We start from the raw sequence: 17233 nt of genomic DNA, 5'->3' as shown, positions 1-17233 counted from the left end.
GCGTTATGAATAATAAAATTAAACAAACCAACACAGCTGAGTTGACCAGAATTGACGTTGATACGGTTACCGTGGATATCATTGAGAATGCATTGCGTAATGCCAGAGAGGAAATGGATGCGGTGCTATTTCGTACCGCAATGAGCCCTGGGATCCGCGAGCAGGGTGATTGCTTTCCCATGATTGCTAATAAAGACGGCAAAATGGTAGTAGGGCAATTTGGTTCTTTCATTCATGGTTTCTTAAGTGCATTTGAGGGCGAGTTAGAAGAGGGGGATATCATCCTTACCAACGACCCTTACATGACAAATGCAGCCGTTTCTCATTTACCCGACTGGATTATTCTTGTTCCTATCTTTAAAGAGGGGCGACACATTGCGTGGTCTGCCATGTTTGGTCATATGTCAGACAACGGCGGAATGGTGCCAGGCTCAATACCCATTAAAGCGGAGACCATATTTCAAGAAGGTATTCGAATTCCACCCACAAAACTCTATAAAAAAGGTGTGCTTCAAAGCGATATATTAGAGCTCATCTTGCACAATGTGCGAACGCCTCAGTGGAACCGTTTTGACTTAAACGCACTTGTGGCAGCATGTAAAACGGCGGCAAAACGCTGCCAAGAAATAGCCGAGCGTTTCGGTGACGATATGTTTTATTCCACCATGGAAATCATGCTCGAGCGTAACCATGTTGCGATGGAAGCCATTATCAATATGTTGGTGCCAGAAGAGCCTCGCGTATTTGAAGATTATTTATGTGACGATGGTGTGGGCATGGGGCCATACAAAATACGCTGCAAGATGTGGCGGGAAAATGGAAAGGCAATTTTTGATTTTGAAGGCACCGATCCGCAAGCGAAAAGCTCAATAAATTTCTACTTAAATGAAGACATGTTCAAGATGTTCTTCGGCTCATTTACTATCAATTTGGTGGACCCTCAAATACTGTTCAATGATGGGTTTTATGACTTAGTTGACGTGCGTATTCCTCAAGGCAGCTTACTTAAACCAAACTTTCCAGCCGCCCTTTCGGGAAGAACGCACGCATTAGGCCGTATCTTTGACGTAATGGGAGGGCTACTAGGGCAAGGTGCGCCTGATGCCATGAATGCAGCTGGTTTCTCTGATTCTCCCCATCTGTTTTATTCTGGGTATGACGATAAAGGAGAGTGGTTCCAACTCTTCCAGATTGGCTTTGGTGGTATCCCAGGCAGGCCTGTGGGTGATGGGCCAGACGGACATTCTTTATGGCCTGGTTTTACTAACGTACCGAACGAATTTATTGAAGCGTATTTTCCCCTACGTGTTGAAACGTATGAAACTATTCCAGACTCCGGTGGCCCTGGTTTGCATCGCGGAGGTAATGGCTTGTCGGTGGGGTATCGGTTCCTGTGTGATGGCGCCATCGCTATTCATGATGACAGGTGGTTAACTTACCCTTGGGGCGTTAATGGGGGCTTGCCAGGTAAACGTTCAACAAAACGCCTCATTCGAGAAGATGGCAGCACAGAAGTTCTGCCTGCCAAATGTGAGGGCATTGCAGTAAAAGCGGGTGATGTATTGTATTTCGATACATGGGGCGGTGGCGGTTGGGGCGATCCATTTGATCGTGACCCCAATGCGGTAGCCGATGATGTCGCCAGGGGATTAGTGTCTTTAGAAGGCGCGCGTCGATACGGTGTGGTGATTGAAAATGGTTCGGTAAACGACACCGAAACCCAGCGCTTGCGAGCGACATTGAAAGAACAGCGAGGTGAAGTGTCGCTGTTTGATCGTGGCGGAACAATAGAAGAAATTAAAGCCAAAGCGAAAGAGGAAACAGGCTTAGACGCACCTGTATCACCATCGTTCAACGTTGCGAGACAATAGTATGCAGCTTAGTAGTAGCGATTTACTCTCGCAAGGTGTCGTCTTTGGCGTGCGCCCTGCGTTAATTGTTGTCGATATGACAGTAGGCTTTGCGTCACCCGAAAGTCCTCTTGGCGGTGTATTTGATAGTGAAATTACCGCCGCTGAAGCACTAATTCAGGACTTCTATGGCGCAGACTTACCCGTTTATTTCTCCACAGTTGTGTATGACAACGACAGCCAGCAATCGGTGTTCAGACAGCATTTGCCTGACTTAGATATGCTTGCTCGAGGTAGCCGGTGGGTTGAGATAGACCCCCGCCTATCGTTTTCTGATAATGCTACGTTAATTGAGAAAACCGCCCCAAGTGCTTTTTTTGGCACCCAGCTAAACGAGAAGTTAAAAGCCGGCGGGGTGGACAGCGTAGTGGTGTGTGGCTTAACAACCAGCGGTTGCGTTCGCGCAACCGCAGTAGATGCATTGTCGTGTAATTTTCCTGTATGGGTGGTCGAAGAAGCCTGCGGAGACAGAAACATTGACGCTCACAAAGCGAACTTGCACGACCTACACGCAAAGTATACTGAAGTTGTCAGTCTTGACACTGTGTCGTCATATTTTGCTAAGAGAGAAGCGGAGGACGACCATGCCTAAAACACTTTATGACAAGCTTTGGGACAGGCACTTTGTTACTTCAGTTGATGGTGACGGGTTGCTTTACATTGATAGGCACTTGATTCATGAAGTGACTTCACCTCAGGCATTTGATGGTTTAAAACAGTTCAACAGAAAAGTAAGACGACCTGACTTAACGATAGCGACAATGGATCATAGCATTTCTACGCAGTCGACGAGTCTTGATGCATGTGGTCCAAAGAACGCGTTGCAGTTAAAGACATTAATTAAAAACTGCCAAGTTAATAATATCGTCTTATATCCAGTAGGAGATAGTCACCAAGGTATTGTGCATGTTATGGGGCCGGAAATGGGGCTTATCCATCCTGGTATGACAGTGGTGTGTGGCGACTCGCACACCGCTACCCATGGCGCTTTGGGTACGCTAGCGTTTGGCATTGGCACATCAGATGTGGAGCATGTGTTAGCTACCCAAACCATTCGTCAAACCAAAGCAAAGAATATGCGGGTTAATTTTAATGGCGAGCTACCCGAAGGGGTCTTCGCTAAGGATATGATTTTAGCCTTAATTCGAGAAATTGGACACGACGGTGCAACCGGGTTTGTTGTGGAGTATAGCGGAGACGCGATATCGAGTTTGTCGATAGAAGGGCGAATGACAATCTGCAACATGAGTATCGAAGCCGGCGCGAAAGCAGGCATGATTGCACCGGATGATGTCACATTTCGCTACTTAGACGGAAAAGCATTTTCGCCTAAAGGAGAGAAGTTCGAGGCAATGAAAGCCGCTTGGTCGATGCTTTTTTCAGATGTTGATGCAAAATTTGATAAAACAGTCGACATTGATGTGTCTCGTTTATCCCCTCAGGTGACGTGGGGAACTAACCCAGGGCAAGTTATCGGCATCGATGAAGCCGTACCTCAATTGCCTGACAGTTATTCTGACGGCGACAGTAGCGCTATGCAAAAGGCACTGCATTATATGGATATTAACGCTGGTCAGAACATAGGCGATGTTGCTATTTCCCATGTATTTATTGGTTCGTGTACAAACAGTCGAATAGAAGACTTAAGAGAAGCCGCTGCGGTGGTATTAAATGGACAAGTGGCCGAACAAGTAAAAGCTATTGTGGTACCAGGTTCGATGCGAGTAAAAAAACTTGCGGAAGAAGAAGGGCTAGACCGCGTGTTTATCAATGCAGGGTTTGAATGGCGATTGCCCGGATGTTCAATGTGTTTAGGGATGAACGATGACGTGCTTAAAGAAGGCGACCGCTGTGCGTCTACTAGCAATCGAAACTTTGAAGGCAGACAGGGGCGAGGCGCTAGAACGCACTTAGTCAGTCCAGCCATGGCCGCTGGTGCGGCACTAAAAGGTAAACTCACCGATGTTAGATTGCTATTAAGGAGGCAGCCATGAAGCCATTAATAACGGTTGAATCTAAGGCAATACCTTTTGTAGAAAATAACGTGGATACTGATCAACTACTGCCAAAGCAATTTCTGACAGAAATAACGCGTCAAGGTTTTGGAAAGCATCTTCTCCATGATGTACGTTACCTCGACTCCAATGAAAGCGTTTTGAACCCAGATTGTGTGCTCAATGACCCTGTGTATGCTGGCGCTGAAATATTACTTGCAGGTGAAAATTTTGGTTGTGGTTCTAGTCGTGAGCATGCGCCATGGGCTATCGCTGATTTTGGATTTAGAGTGATTATAGCCAAAGGGTTTGCTGATATTTTCTATGCGAATTGCCTTAATAATCAGATTTTACCGATTACGTTACCCCGCGATGTGGTTGACGATATTGCAATGCAATGTCGGCAGAATCCGAACCAATTGGTATTTGTTGATTTAAGCAATCAGCAGGTTCGTTTTAACAGTGATGTTTTCAGTTTTGCTATTCCGCTTCACCATAAACAAAATTTGATAACTGGAGTAGATAAAATAGGAAGAACATTACTGGAAGAAAACGCTATTGCGGAGTACGAAAGAAAAGCATTGCTTATATAGACGTTCTATTAGACGCCAACAGAGAGCCTTGTGTGAAGGTGGATAGGCAATTTATTGGATTAATTTGAACAGACTAAGAGTGAAAAGCTGATTATCATAAATGTTGCTCTGGCAACCGGCACAACGGAGCCATGGAGACGTGAGTGGCTTTTCGAAGGTTAGAGCCACATGTCCGTATCTTGTCCTCCGATAATGGCCATGACCTCAACAATATTGTTGCGGATTCGAAAATAAATTGAATCTGAACCACACGGACAACGTCGATAGCCAGCACGAATATTGTCTACTGATGGGTAAGCATTGGGGTTACTTGCTATGCGCTCAAATGCATCAAAAAACGCATCGTAATGCACATCAGCTTGTTGTTCACCGAAGTGCTCGAATTCAAAGATGTAGATTCGTTTTAAGTCTTCTTTAGCGTTTGCCGAGAGCTTATAATCGCTCACTTAGAATTCAGCACACTTTTGAATTCGCTTAGTATCTGTTCTTTCGATTGGTGGACGAACCTGGAAGACTCCACATCCATTAACTTTTGATTAATGGCTTCATTCCGTCGTGCTTGGCGAATCAGTTCATTAACTAGTTCACTTTTACTAGCATATTCTTTGGCGCCTTCTACATGATGCTTTAACCAAGCATCATTTTTTTCAGTTAGTGAAATACTTTGTCTAGGCATGACTAATGTCCAACTTATTAGAGGTGGTGCGATATTACACCAAACGCTCTAAATGTAAAAAAAAATGGCTTATCAACAGACTCACTTGTCGGTGACAGGCATCGAGGTGGACGACGCTTTGGAAGTATCGGAATCTATTGAAATTTTGGCTGTACGGGGTTGCGTGTGCAGCTCCTGTGTACGTGCAGCGGAAGTTAGCGCATTGATTACTTGATGGCGTCAGTGCGTGAATTTTTGACGCCCCCCCGACTGATACCGGCCTTCTGCTTTAATTGCCATAGCTAACCAAGCTATTTTCATTATTGAGAGTTAGGTGTCTGTCTAGATATACAGTTACTACACTGATAAAGTCTATTACGATGATGACCTTGATATTGACCATATAGTGCCTCTAAAGTGGGGTTACGAGCATGGCGCTGATGGTTGGCCACTTGTACTAAGAAGAGAATTTGCGAACGCCCCTATTAACACAATCGCTGTTTATGCCAGAGCCAATCGATCAAAGGGGGCGAAGTGACCCTCTAAGTGGATGCCTTCGAACTATTCTTATTGATGCAAGTACTTAGACAAGTTCATTAAAATTACAGAAATTTTTAAATTGGAATTTAAACCCCGCGAACGCAGAGTAATTAATAATCAGTTAGCGGCCTGCGCCGATTAGAAGTGAAGAGCTCGAAATAAGCAGTGTATTACAGAGTACTTCCTGCTAGGAGTAGAGAGCCCATGTTAAAAGGAATTACAAGTTGAAGTATATTTATAGATTCACAGAACGCAGATTCAATACTAGTTTGTGTGCGCTAGGAATACTAAGAATAGGAACCCTATACGATTTTAGACGCATGGAACACGGTAAGGGGATCCAAGACCAATTTGAGGGAACAAAAAAACTTTTTACTAATATGACTGGGAGTAGGGTCAAGTCAGGGCGTCGAGTTGAAATGAAAGGGCCAGATGGAGAAGATATGGTTGCTTACCTTCAAAAGGATGTTAACGGGTATGAGTACGGAGCAGTTACTTCATTAGAAGATGACCTTAAGAGTGTCAAAAATTTGAGCTATAGCAGTAGTGTTAATGCAGCTGATTGCTATGTACTCTGTTTTTCGACGAGTTGCGATACAGATGTTTTGAAAGAACTGGAAGGCTCTAATAGTTGCGTCAGAATACATGATATTAAAGGGTTTATTGAAACGCTTACTCTTGCAATTAATCATAAGGTTCTGATTAAAAGAGTTAATTGGATGCCTGTTGTTTACAAAAGCAGAGAAGAGCACTGGGACGGTAAAAACTTGGGAATGAACCCGGCATTTATTAAAGGCCCCGAGTTTTCGGGGCAACATGAATTCAGAGTGGTTTGGACTCCAAAATATAAAAAGGAGTTAAAACCCATTTTTATAGCAGATTATAAGCTTGGGAAATACTGTACTTTAGCGACAGAACGGTGATTGATTAAGTTGGGTTAGCCATCATTTGGACAGATGTCTTCAAAAAGGAAGAGATTTCAAACCTAATAGTTTCTTGTGTACGTGATGCGGACCTTCACGACTTAGTATTCTAGTTTCAACTTTGAACGAGCAGCGGACTTGTCGAGATTTTGATTTTAGCTTGAAAATTCTATCCAGAATAGCAACCAAATTACGCCATAACCTTCTTTAAATACGTATTTTCAATAAGGTTTTTTCTGCATTTAAGAAAATGCATGATTCCATTATCTCCACCTTTTCTACCAATCATTCTCCAGTAATCGCTATTGTGGTTTAATACTGTTAGTGAACTTTCGAACATAGTTTCCTTCTCAGCTAATATTGAAGAGCACCCGTTAGGTAAATTTAATCCACAAACCTCGATGCAGAATGACTCAATATATTGTTCCATCATCATTTTCATCGTTTTACTATCAGACTCGCAGTTACTCACATACTTCAAAAATTCAGCTATAGAACGTTCACTTTCATTGGTTATACAAAGTAGCTTTTCGTATTGCTCGATAGTCAAAAAATGGATGTTGCGAAAAGAAATAAGGTATTTAGCTAAAGTCTCTAATTCAGTGCTTAGCTTTTCAGGTAAAAAACTTAATATCCTTTCCCCTGTTCCTAAGAAAAACTCCTGATGTGTAACTACAAGTCCATACCTATCATCGATACATTCGATATTTTCGAAACCGTTAGATGATAGAACATCGACCGTATCAATGATTTGCCTTATAGCCTTTAAATGTTGATCGTTTATTCGTCTTGAAATTCGATATCTGGAGGTCGCTGAAAGAACAGGGTTTGTTGGATCAACTCCTTTAGCGTCAATAAAAATAGTAGCTCCTGTTTCTTGAACAAGGAAATCTACGACTAACCTGTCACTGTTACCACTTTTTGCATAAAACTCTCTCAATCCGTCTTCTCGAATTGCCGATACAGAAAGTTCTTTATGAATTTGATCTATATACTCTTCAAAACATCTTGTGAATATATTTCTATTATTTGAGTTTTCTCTAATAAAACAACGAACTAATGACTCAGAAATCCCTATCATTACCATAGTAGGGTGAATAACCAATAATCCTTTATCGGTTAATAGAAAAGGTGAGTTAAGAAATACAGACTCCTTAAAGTATTCGTTATCAGCAACAACTCTATCTGGTTCACTTGATGCTTCATCAACAAACTCTGTTATTGTTTTTGATAATATATTGATAACTTTAGAAATGCATTCCAAACTATAATGTGGCGTAAAGTTGCTGGCTAAAGTTGAAAAATCAAAAAATTTGGTCTTTTCGGTCATGCAATAAATACACAATAAAAAAGCTAACTCATAAAACTCTTCAAGTTCGAGTTCATACCTCTTCTTAAATGCATTCCTGAATTTTTTTCTGTTTGAAGGGTCTGCGTCTATTATTTTTTTAATTCTCAAAAAAGAGTAGGCTAAGTCTCGACTATTCTTCTGGAATATGACTTGAGGTGCTAGCAAAGCCCTTATTTGCACGGAAAGCGGTGATGTATCAACCCCTACTGCAATATGTTGCGTGCGCCAAATTCCATTCAAGATATATTGTACATCTTTCTGTGAAGCGGTCTGTTTACCTGATTTAGGATGAAGTTCTAAGACCCAGTCGATAGCTAATAGAACAATCCAAGGAGCTGAGATTTCACCTGCTTTTTTCATATTAGGTGTTTGTTGTAAGTATGAAATCAACTCGCCAAATAAAGAAATAGTATTGAATTTGCAGATTCTTGATCTGATAGGCATTGCTGCTTCTTCAAAAGTTTTCATTCGCCTGTCTCTAACTCCTTACTCAAATTCGCTACATCTCATCCGTAATAATGATGCAACTAGCATAAAGATGAAGTGCAAAAATTGAAAGGTAATGAAACTATTTTCAATAGTACCGATCCTCCTCGTTATCTTTTAGCTGTAGCATTTTCGTTTTGACCAATATCAGAAGTAGAAAATCACAACATTGAATGTCCGTTGTTTGTCTCAAGGTGCAGCTAGCACTTAAGGGCTGAAACGTACGTAAAGCGGACGTTGGCATTACGAAAAGCCAACTTCTCCAATGAGCGATCAACGGACATTCAAACGATCTGGGTCGTCTGGCCGCTATGTCGGAGGTAGCGGACGCATCTTTTATTTGACTATTGTCAGCTTCGAGCGAATCGTGGATCATCAATTTATAATTGATGACAATCGACTGTGCTAAGAAAGTAGGCAAGCGTAAAACTATAATACTTGTAGATATGAGTATCACTCTTCAAGTAACTGCAATACCCCACACTCTTTAACTTTTCTATCATCTGTGCATGCCGAGGCCATCTCAGATAGTGTAAGTTTTAGCTCCTCAAGCTCTGCAATGCGATGTGTGACGTCAACCATATGTTGATGGATCAAATTGTTCACACTAGAACAACTTTTGTCGGGATTATTTTTCGTATCCAACAGCTGTTTAATTTCTATTATAGTCAAATCTAATGAGCGACATTGCTTAATGAATCGCAGTGCTCTCAACGATGACGCGTCGTAAATTCTATAGTTGCCTTCACTGCGATTGCAAGCCTCAAACAAATCCTGTTTTTCATAAAAACGGATCGTCTGAATAGAACACCCACTTTTTTTTGATAGCTCACCTATTTTCATAAACGCGCCTTTTTGTTGTTGACTCTATACTAAATATAGACTTTACACTGTACCTATAATTTTGGGAATAAGAGTTGAACAATGAGTGGTTGCGGCTGTGAAGTGGAAATCAAAGATGCCTCACAAAAACGGGTTTTGTATTGGCTGCTTGGCATCAATGCGACGATGTTTTTCGTTGAGATGACCGTTGGTATTTTGGCTGACTCTACTGCCTTGATAGCAGACTCTATGGATATGCTAGCGGATGCGGTTGTATACGGCATAGGTATTTATGCTGTGGGTCAATCTATACTTTACAAAGCCAAAGCTGCGCAAATCAGTGGTTACTTTCAGCTGTTGCTGGGCGTGATCATTCTCATTGATATTACCAGAAGATTATTCTTGGGCAGTGAGCCTATCTCATCATTAATGATAGGAATGGGGTTCATTGCACTCATTGCAAACGTCGCTTGCTTGGTGATTATTCGTAATCATAAAAACGACGAAGTACATATGCGAGCCAGCTGGATTTTTTCAGCTAACGATGTCATTGCCAACATGGGTGTCATCATCGCCGGTGTTCTAGTGGTATGGCTTGATAGCAGAGTGCCGGATCTGGTTATCGGCTGTGTAGTGTCAATAGTCGTGCTACGCGGAGCGTGGATGATCCTGAAAGACGCCAAGCAGGAATCACTTAATAACGAAGTACAGAAATGTAAAGCGGGTGATCCACTATGACATACAATAAAGCCGTTAAGCCGCATATCGATTCCAAATTAACCGATTACTCAGATGCAATGTCTAACAATAATGAGAGGCAGGCATTTGCAGCGCTGGAGGATGCGCATGTAATTGGTCAGCACTCTACTTATTATCATTGTTTAATCCATTATAAAATGCTGCGACATGGTTTTCTAAACAAAGATTGGAGAGCCGTTTTTGGACAAGTTATAAGAATAATTGGTGCTGCAACCAAAACCGCTATCGGCCTTGTACCCAAAGGGAACACAGGTGGCACTAATATCAGTCCATTCAAACGACTACCGGTAAGTGCTAAAAATCAAGCGATATTGGACAAAATCAATCATGCATAATCATAACCACAGTCACAGTAATAACAGCGCTTCAAAACGCATTGGCTGGGCATTTTTCTTGAATGTCGTATTTACTATCATTGAATTTATTGGCGGATGGCTGACAAACAGCACGGCCATAATGGCTGACGCAGTACATGATTTGGGCGATAGTTTATCTATTGGCACTGCATGGGGATTGAACAAGCTAAGCGATAAAGAAGCGAACACAACATTTTCATATGGTTATAAACGATTTTCGCTGTTAGGCGCTTTGATCAACGGAATTGTTTTAACTATAGGCTCAATATGGATTTTGTTCGAGGCCATACCTAGGCTTTCAGCACCTGAAATGCCGCAAGTGGAAGGTATGTTAATGCTTTCGATATTTGGTATCGCGGTAAATGGTTTTGCCGCATATAAACTTAGCGAAGGGAGCTCCTTAAACGAACGTATCTTAAACTGGCACTTACTTGAAGATGTATTGGGTTGGGTGGCAGTGCTGATCGTATCGATTGTGCTGATGTTCAAGCCATGGGCAATTTTGGATCCCATTTTATCTATTGGCTTTACATTATTCATTTTATTTAATGTCGTCAGAAATCTAAAAGAAACCTTGTTGTTATTCTTGCAAGGCACGCCAGATACGACGCAGATGGTGAAAGTGCGTAAAGTACTTATGTCAAACGCTGATGTGGCGGATATACATCATTTTCATATCTGGTCTTTGGACGGTGAACATAGCGTCATGACGGCACATGTGGTGTTGAAACAAGATGTTTCGATTTCTCAATTGAGAACACTCAAAGACGAATTTCGTCACGACCTTGGTGAATTTGACTTTGTGCACACTACCATTGAAATTGAATTTGCCAGTGAAGATTGCCGTGATAAGTAATGTAATGGTTGAAATACTTTGTTTTGGTTGGTCGATTGGTCTTAGTTCGATAAGCTGTTAACATAAACATGATGAGAGAAGATAGATATGTTTAGTGTAAGGGTGGCAAGTTACCTGTTGATTTCGCTGATTTTGTTTCAGTCGTTTTCGGCTGTCGCTAATTCCTTGGATTTTCATGTTATCGACTCGCAACATCTAAGTGAAATACACGAACATCAGGCGGGAGATAACACTGTTTCTGCGAAGGCGCTTGTTCAACAGCAATCTAACGAACAACCCAATGCTGATAAAATCACCGTAGATATTTCTCATAATCCCGCTGATTGCCACCACTGTGGTCATTGTCACGGAACCCATGCTCACTGGCTTGGAAACAGCAATGGCATCGAACTCGATTCTGTTACCACCCATCACGGTTTCTATTACTTAACGAAAGTAATAGAAGGGCCCGTCACACAATTGTTACGCCCACCTAAAGCATAACCCTGAACTAATCAAACACCGTTCGCCAACAACTTGGCGATATATATTTTTGATAATTTAGGAATAAAACAACAATGAAATTTTCATTGAGTAGTCCTGTGCGTGTGCACGCTTGGGTGGTTTCCATGATGATTGTCCTTTTGACAACACACACCGTGGTAATAGCACAAACAAACAGTACCAACAATCTAGAAATGACGTTGCAAAGCGCCATACAGCGTACATTAACAAATTCGCCAGAATTGCATGAGTTCACATATAGGCAACAAGCACTTGAGGGGGAAATTAAAACAGCGTCTCTCAAACCTGAGATTACAGCCGGTATTGAACTAGAAAACTTCTTAGGTACAGGAGATGTCTCAGGAACTAAGGACACCGAGATGACTCTCACATTGTCGTCGGTCATTGAATTGGGCAATAAACTCAACTCACGTAAGGCTTTTGCTAAGGCGCAATCCACCTTAGTCGAAGCACAAAAACAAGTGCAAACCTTGGATGTTTTAGCTGAAGTGACACGTCGCTACATCGATGTCTTAGCGCAACAAGCGCTAATTGACGCGCAACAAGAGACAGAAACTCTTGCCCGATATACCTACCAAGCTGTCACAAAGCGTGTGGATGCGGGAGCATCTCCAGTATTTGAACAGCAACGTGCTGAAGCTGCATTGGCAAGAGCCAGACTGGATGTGGTGACGGCACAGCAGACTAAGCAAGCAATGATAAAAAGTCTGGCTATTATGTGGGGGGAAAAAGATCCTACTTTTACTGGTGTTAAGGGTGACTTATTTACACTGCAATCATCTCCTTCATTAACCGCGCTTTTCAACACTCTATTGAACAGTCCCAATCTTGAGGTCTATACGAAAGAATCGAGATTGCAGGCATCCCAAGTCCGCCTTACTCAAGCAGCTAATCAATCAGATTTAAGCTGGACGGGCGGAATAAGACGTATTAATGGGATTGATGATACCGCTTTCGTAGCAGGTGTCAGCATGCCGTTGTTTGCAGGAAATCGAAATATTGGTGAGTATGAAAAACAACGGGCTGTTCAAGGGCAATTGGAACAACAAAAACAGACTGCAACCCAAAACCTTTACCATCAACTAAATATGGCGCTAGTAGCGAGAAATAATGCGCTGCTCAATGTGCAGACACTACAAGACTCGATTATCCCGCCGTTAGTTCAAGCGCTGGAATTGGTAGAACAAGCCTATATCAATGGGCGCTTTAGTTATTTTGAGTGGGTCAGCACCCGTCAAGAACTACTTAATGCCAAGCAAGCCTTAATTCAGTCTGCCAAACAAGCACATCAGCGGGGGGCGGATATTGAATCACTCACTGCGCAACCGCTTGCTGATGCAAATGTCACATCTTCTTCGAGCGAAACTAAATGAATAACAAAACATTAATCAAGACACAAAACACCCTGCTAACTTTCATAACATGCAGTGTGTTCATATTGCTTATAAGTCGTCCAATATGCGCATCAGAAGGCGAACATGGGGGGGAAGATAACCATGATTCCGAATTTGTACTCATCTCTGACAGTATGGCGAAAAAAATGGGAGTAATGACTCAAAGTGTCATCGCGGGACAACTCAATATCACCACAACCGTTTACGGAAATGTGGTGACCGACCCAGCTTCACTGAGTCATATCCGTGCTCGATTCGACGGCATGGTGACTAAGGTTAACGTAAATTTAGGTAACAAGGTTGAAAAAGGCCAGACACTGGCAATCGTTGAATCCAACGAAAGCTTGAAAAGCTATCCCGTTACAGCACCGTTTTCAGGAAGCGTGATTGCGAGGCATGCCAATGAAGGCGAGTTATCTAATGGCCAAGTGCTATTTTCAATCGCAAACTATGATGACGTGTGGGCACAGCTTAAAGTCTTCCCACAACAGCTATCAGATATTGCAGAGAATCAAAGTGTTCAACTTAGTGTGGCAGGCTCATCGTTAGAAACCACTATCCGACATATCTTACCCTCACCCGATGAAAAACCGTATATATTGGCGTATGCCAAAATAGCTAATATCTCAGGTCAGTGGCCGGTTGGCGCGGCTATCAAAGGGCTTGTCACAATCAACAAACTTGATGTCGCCATGATGGTACCTAAAGCTGCGATTCAAGAATTTGAAGGGGCATCTGTAGTATTTGTAAAAAAAGGTGAGGAATACCATCCCGTTCCCGTTATGCTTGGGCAACAAGATAGTATCAATATCGAAGTGTTATCAGGCCTTCATATTGCAGATGTCATTGTCAGCAAGAATAGTTATCTATTTAAAGCCGATTTAGAAAAGTCGGAGGCTGGTCATGATCATTAATCACAAAAGACTATCTGTCTGGTCTATCGCCCTAAATATTGGGAGACAAACACATGGTTGAGTCAATACTGCGTTTGTCTATTGAGCGTCGAGGTTTAATGTTGATGCTGATTTTCCTTGTGCTGGGCATGGGGCTATTCAGTTACCAAAAATTACCTATTGATGCGGTACCTGATATCACCAACGTGCAAGTTCAAATTAATACACAAGCACCGGGTTATTCGCCCTTGGAAACCGAGCAACGGATCACGTTCGTAGTAGAAACAGCATTGGCGGGATTGCCTGAACTATCCTACACCCGCTCTTTATCCCGCTACGGGCTATCTCAGGTAACAGCGGTATTTGATGAAGGCACTGATCTATATTTTGCGCGCAATCTCATCAATACGCGACTAGGAGCAATCAAAAGTCAGCTACCTGAAGGTTTAGAGCCTGAAATGGGTCCTATCGCTACGGGATTGGGCGAAATCTATATGTATACCTTACGAGCTGATCAAAGTGCCGTGCAAAAAAATGGTGAGCCATATGACGCAATGGCTCTTAGGGAAATTCATGACTGGATAGTAAAACCTCAGCTTGCACTCGTTAAAGGGATCACAGAAGTAAACGCCATTGGTGGTTACGTAAAGCAATATCATGTGAATCCTGAACCACAGAAAATGCTAAATTTTGACATTAGTCTAGGAGATATCCATCTTGCTCTGGAGCGAAGTAACGCGAATCAGGGAGCGGGGTTTGTTGAGCGCAATGGACAACAAATATTGGTGCGCTCACAAGGTCAGCTCCAGACACTTAGCGATATAGAAAATGTGGTAATAAAACGCATTAATACTGTTCCCGTCGCGGTGAAAGACATTGGTAGTGTAGCTATTGGCAAAGAGCTGAGAACCGGTGCGGCAACACAGGAAGGTGAAGAGACCGTTTTAGGTACCGCAATGATGCTTGTCGGCGAAAACTCACGAGCCGTTGCCCAATCAGTTGCCAAGAAGGTGAAAGACATCCAATCCAGCTTACCTGATGGTATTGTCATTGAGCCAGTCTACGACCGCACCCTACTGGTCGATAAAGCTATCGACACGGTTCAGAAGAATTTAGTAGAAGGGGCGTTATTAGTCATAGTGATTTTGTTCATATTACTTGGCAATATTCGCGCCGCGCTCATCACTGCGGCAGTTATTCCGCTAGCGATGTTTGCGACCATCACAGGGATGGTTAATACCGGTGTGTCTGCCAATCTGATGAGCCTTGGTGCATTGGATTTTGGATTAATTGTCGATGGTGCGGTAATCATCGTAGAGAACTGTATCCGGCGACTATCCGAGTCACAGAAACGAACAAATGGTGTTCTGCCACTTAAAGAAAGGCTTGAGCTGGTTTTTCAAGCGACCAACGAAGTCATTCGTCCTAGCTTGTTCGGTGTATTGATTATTACTGTGGTGTATATCCCCCTGTTCTCATTGACAGGCGTTGAGGGCAAGATGTTTCAGCCAATGGCGGCAACGGTCATCATGGCGCTGATAGCAGCGATGCTGTTCTCCATTACCATTGTACCAGCGGCAGTCGCGATGTTCATGGGCGGAAAAGTCAGTGAAAAAGAAAGCTTCATTATTGTTGCAGCCAAATCCGCCTATCGCCCCATCATTCATATTGCACTGAAATTGCGCTGGATAGTGATTGTCGGCTCAGTCGTGCTAGTAGTAGGCAGCTTATGGCTGGCAACGCGACTAGGCTCTGAGTTTGTTCCCCAGCTTGATGAAGGTGACATTGCGCTACACGCTATGCGTATTCCTGGCACTGGTATAGAACAAGCCGTCGCCATGCAAAAGACGCTTGAATCTACCTTGATGGAATATGAGCAGGTACTCACAGTGTTTGCGAAAACCGGTACAGCAGAAGTAGCTACCGATGCGATGCCGCCCAACGTAACCGATACCTTTGTGATGCTAAAACCACGTGCGCAGTGGCCAGATCCAACTTTGTCAAAAGCGGATTTCGTAGAAACCCTTGAGCGAGACTTACAAGCGGTGACAGGCAACAACTATGAATTTACCCAACCTATTCAAATGCGCTTTAACGAGTTGATAAGTGGAGTGAGAGCTGATCTTGGCATTAAAGTCTTTGGAGATGATTTAACCACGCTTGTTGCCTCTGCAAACGACATCTTAACGGTTTTGCAATCAATAGACGGCGTGGCGGATGCACGACTTGAGCAGGTCGATGATATCCCTATCTTCACTATCAATCCTAAGCCAGTCGATTTGGCACGTTATGGGTTGGACGTCGCCGACTTGCAGGAGTGGTTGGCGTCGGCCATCGGGGGTAATACCGCTGGCTTAATTTTTGAGGGAGATAGACGATTCGAGTTGCTTGTGCGATTTGATGAAGGTATTCGCACCGATTTAGATGCCATTGGCAGCACTCCTATTATTACATCCGATGGGGAATTTGTACCGTTATCAGAAGTCGCTACACTGGGTTACTCGTCTGTTCCCAATCAAATCAGTCGAGAAAACGGTAAGCGCAGAGTCGTGGTTACCGCCAATGTCAGAGAACGCGACTTAGGGAGTTTTGTTGACGAAGCAAAAATCAAAATAACCGAACAGGTTGCACTGCCCGCAGGCTACTGGCTGGATTATGGCGGCACGTTTGAGCAGCTTGAAAGTGCCAGTCAGCGACTGTCTATCGTGGTGCCTGCCACGCTTTTTCTAATACTTGTGTTACTAGTGGTGGTGTTTGGCTCATTTCGTGATGCCTTGATTATCTTCACTGGCGTGCCTTTAGCCTTAACGGGAGGTGTCTTCGCGCTCTGGATGCGTGACATGCCACTGTCTATATCTGCCGGAGTCGGGTTTATTGCGCTCTCTGGTATTGCGGTACTAAACGGCTTAGTGATGTTGTCATTTATTAAACAGCGAGTACTAGAAACAGGTGACTTAATTAACTCAATCGTTGACGGGGCTATCACAAGATTGCGTCCGGTTTTGATGACGGCACTGGTAGCAAGTTTAGGCTTTATTCCCATGGCACTTAATATCGGAACGGGGGCTGAAGTGCAAAGACCGTTGGCAACGGTAGTGATTGGCGGGATCATCTCATCGACCATTCTAACATTGGTCGTTTTGCCTATTTTGTATCGGGTAATGCATTCGAAATCAACGAAAGTGTGATTGTTAAGC

General features: G+C 43.1%; 17 protein-coding genes. 13 read left to right on the top strand and 4 right to left on the bottom strand.

All coding sequences use genetic code 11. The features are described 5' to 3' along the window. Positions 1–5: 5 nt before the first annotated feature. From AV939_RS14595 to leuD, 4 genes are read left to right on the top strand one after another with little or no spacing between them, the layout of a single operon-like run. Positions 6–1871, top strand: coding sequence for a hydantoinase B/oxoprolinase family protein (locus AV939_RS14595; protein WP_057790195.1), 1866 nt, complete (start codon positions 6–8; stop codon positions 1869–1871). Position 1872: 1 nt separating this feature from the next. Then, positions 1873–2502, top strand: a complete 630-nt coding sequence (locus AV939_RS14590; protein WP_057790197.1) for an isochorismatase family protein — start codon at positions 1873–1875, stop codon at positions 2500–2502. Next, positions 2495–3904, top strand: a complete 1410-nt coding sequence (gene leuC, locus AV939_RS14585) for a 3-isopropylmalate dehydratase large subunit (protein ID WP_057790199.1) — start codon at positions 2495–2497, stop codon at positions 3902–3904. Before AV939_RS14590 ends, leuC begins: the two co-directional genes overlap by 8 nt. Next, a complete protein-coding gene (leuD, locus tag AV939_RS14580) occupies positions 3901–4497 on the top strand; it encodes a 3-isopropylmalate dehydratase small subunit (protein ID WP_057790201.1) in 597 nt (198 codons plus the stop codon). The genes leuC and leuD overlap by 4 nt, the downstream gene beginning before the upstream one ends. Positions 4498–4655: 158 nt before the next feature. On the opposite strand, the gene AV939_RS14575 is transcribed toward leuD, so the two are convergent. Continuing rightward, positions 4656–4943 (bottom strand): type II toxin-antitoxin system RelE/ParE family toxin, encoded by a 288-nt coding sequence (locus AV939_RS14575; RefSeq protein ID WP_057790203.1) that lies wholly within the window; start codon positions 4941–4943, stop codon positions 4656–4658. Beyond that, a complete protein-coding gene (locus AV939_RS14570) occupies positions 4940–5173 on the bottom strand; it encodes a ribbon-helix-helix domain-containing protein (RefSeq protein WP_057790205.1) in 234 nt (77 codons plus the stop codon). Before AV939_RS14570 ends, AV939_RS14575 begins: the two co-directional genes overlap by 4 nt. 325 nt (positions 5174–5498) lie before the next feature. Here AV939_RS14570 and AV939_RS20520 point away from each other — a divergent pair, with 325 nt between their 5' ends. Both AV939_RS20520 and AV939_RS14565 read left to right on the top strand, forming a co-directional pair. Continuing rightward, positions 5499–5690: a GmrSD restriction endonuclease domain-containing protein gene (locus AV939_RS20520; RefSeq protein ID WP_082604856.1), complete on the top strand. Its 192-nt coding sequence runs from the start codon at positions 5499–5501 to the stop codon at positions 5688–5690. A 322-nt stretch (positions 5691–6012) separates the two neighbouring features. Continuing rightward, the gene (locus AV939_RS14565) at positions 6013–6615 is read left to right on the top strand and encodes a hypothetical protein (RefSeq protein WP_061997818.1); all 603 of its coding nucleotides are present in this window, start codon (positions 6013–6015) and stop codon (positions 6613–6615) included. Between the two features lie 190 nt (positions 6616–6805). On the opposite strand, the gene gapS1 is transcribed toward AV939_RS14565, so the two are convergent. Both gapS1 and cadR read right to left on the bottom strand, forming a co-directional pair. Next, entirely contained in the window at positions 6806–8434 is a 1629-nt protein-coding gene (gene gapS1 / locus AV939_RS14560; RefSeq protein ID WP_057790209.1) for a GapS1 family protein, read from the bottom strand. Positions 8435–8905: 471 nt separating this feature from the next. Continuing rightward, entirely contained in the window at positions 8906–9295 is a 390-nt protein-coding gene (gene cadR / locus AV939_RS14555; protein WP_057790211.1) for a Cd(II)/Pb(II)-responsive transcriptional regulator, read from the bottom strand. An 81-nt stretch (positions 9296–9376) separates the two neighbouring features. Between cadR and AV939_RS14550 the strand changes: the two genes are divergently transcribed. The 7 genes from AV939_RS14550 (at position 9377) to AV939_RS14520 (ending at position 17224) form a co-directional block, all read left to right on the top strand. Next, on the top strand, positions 9377–10012 hold the full coding sequence (locus tag AV939_RS14550) for a cation transporter (RefSeq protein WP_057790213.1): 636 nt from the start codon (positions 9377–9379) through the stop codon (positions 10010–10012). Then, the gene (locus AV939_RS14545; RefSeq protein WP_057790215.1) at positions 10009–10368 is read left to right on the top strand and encodes a DUF3703 domain-containing protein; all 360 of its coding nucleotides are present in this window, start codon (positions 10009–10011) and stop codon (positions 10366–10368) included. Before AV939_RS14550 ends, AV939_RS14545 begins: the two co-directional genes overlap by 4 nt. After that, positions 10361–11245, top strand: a complete 885-nt coding sequence (locus AV939_RS14540; RefSeq protein ID WP_057790217.1) for a cation diffusion facilitator family transporter — start codon at positions 10361–10363, stop codon at positions 11243–11245. Before AV939_RS14545 ends, AV939_RS14540 begins: the two co-directional genes overlap by 8 nt. An 87-nt stretch (positions 11246–11332) precedes the next feature. Next, entirely contained in the window at positions 11333–11728 is a 396-nt protein-coding gene (locus tag AV939_RS14535; RefSeq protein WP_057790219.1) for a hypothetical protein, read from the top strand. A 125-nt stretch (positions 11729–11853) separates the two neighbouring features. Next, entirely contained in the window at positions 11854–13122 is a 1269-nt protein-coding gene (locus AV939_RS14530; RefSeq protein ID WP_057795987.1) for a TolC family protein, read from the top strand. After that, a complete protein-coding gene (locus AV939_RS14525) occupies positions 13119–14057 on the top strand; it encodes an efflux RND transporter periplasmic adaptor subunit (protein WP_057790221.1) in 939 nt (312 codons plus the stop codon). The genes AV939_RS14530 and AV939_RS14525 overlap by 4 nt, the downstream gene beginning before the upstream one ends. Before the next feature lie 53 nt (positions 14058–14110). Continuing rightward, complete coding sequence (locus AV939_RS14520) at positions 14111–17224, top strand: efflux RND transporter permease subunit (protein WP_057790223.1); 3114 nt, start codon at positions 14111–14113, stop codon at positions 17222–17224. Positions 17225–17233 lie beyond the last annotated feature (9 nt).

Origin of the sequence: Alteromonas sp. Mac1 (assembly GCF_001562125.1) — a bacterium.
Lineage (GTDB): Bacteria > Pseudomonadota > Gammaproteobacteria > Enterobacterales > Alteromonadaceae > Alteromonas > Alteromonas stellipolaris.
The sequence above is the reverse complement of the archived record's forward strand: the minus strand, read 5'-3'. Positions and strand labels throughout refer to the sequence as shown.